The 1,197-nt window shown below is 54.9% G+C and carries 1 protein-coding gene; it reads right to left on the reverse strand.

Translation table 11 applies throughout. The features are described 5' to 3' along the window. Positions 1 to 39: 39 nt before the first annotated feature. Positions 40 to 1,127 (reverse strand): IS3 family transposase gene (locus tag ABFY71_RS18675; RefSeq protein ID WP_347947370.1). Its coding sequence is split into 2 segments (ribosomal slippage): positions 40 to 872 and positions 872 to 1,127, totalling 1,089 coding nucleotides; the frame shifts between segments, so codons are not numbered across the junction. Positions 1,128 to 1,197: the final 70 nt, after the last annotated feature.

Here is a 1,197-nt window from a genome sequence, read left to right on the forward strand (position 1 = left end):
GGTAATCCCCCCGTTTTTAACGGGGTTCTGCGGTAGAATTCACGCAGCCATTTTCAATTTCTGTGCGGGTGTGATGCCGCCGATGCCCATATTGGGCCGCTCGTTGTTATAGGTCCATAGCCATTGCGTGGCGAATTCCTGTGCCTCCTCGATGGTGTCGATAATGTATTGGTCGAGCCACTCGTGCCTAACCGTGCGATTGTAGCGTTCGACATAAGCGTTCTGCTGCGGCTTGCCGGGCTGGATGTAGTTCAAGGCGATGCCCTGGTTCTCAGCCCATTCCATGAGTTTACCACTGACGTATTCCGGGCCGTTGTCGACCCTGATCACCAATGGTTTGCCACGCCATTCGATGATCTGATTCAGACTCCGGATAACCCGTTCGGCGGGCAGCGAGAAATCCACCTCGATGCCCAAACCTTGGCGGTTGAAGTCGTCAAGAACGTTCAGCAACCGAAACTGCCTGCCGTCTCCCAAACGGTCAGCCATAAAATCCATTGACCAGACCAAGTTTGGTGCTTCGGGCACGACCAATGCATCGGGCTTTTCTCGTCTGAGACGCTTGCGCGGTTTGATCCTCAGGTTCAGCTCCAACTCACGGTAGATGCGGTAGACGCGTTTGTGGTTCCAGCCATGTCCCTGGACGTTGCGCAGATACAGGAAACACAGGCCAAACCCCCAGGTCTTCCTTGCCTTGGTCAGACCGATCAGCAGGTCGGCGATCTGGTCATTCTCCTCGTTCAGCTTGCGACTGTAGCGATAGCAGGTCTGGCTCACACCAAAGGTGCGGCAGACGAGCGAAATGCTGACCCCGTGTGTCGCCACCGCTTTGGCGGCCATCTCCCGGCGTTGAGATGGCCGCGTCATTTTTTTCCAAGAGCCTCTTTGAGAAGCTCGGCCTGCATACTCATCTCCGCATACATCTTCTTGAGCCTGAGGTTCTCGTCTTCCAGGGCCTTCATCTGGCTGATCATCGACGCATCCATGCCGCCATATTTGGCGCGCCACTTGTAAAAGGAGGCCGTGCTCATGCCGTGTTCACGGCACAGATCAGGCACCGGAACGCCACCTTCAGCCTGACGCAAAATCGCAAGGATCTGGGGTTCGCTAAATCTGCTCGTCTTCATCAAAATCTCCTCGATCATAATGCCGAGAAAATTCTACTTTTGAACCCGGTCAATTGGTGGGGGGATTACC

The organism is Devosia alba, from assembly GCF_039938915.1.
Taxonomy (GTDB): Bacteria; Pseudomonadota; Alphaproteobacteria; order Rhizobiales; family Devosiaceae; genus Devosia; species Devosia alba.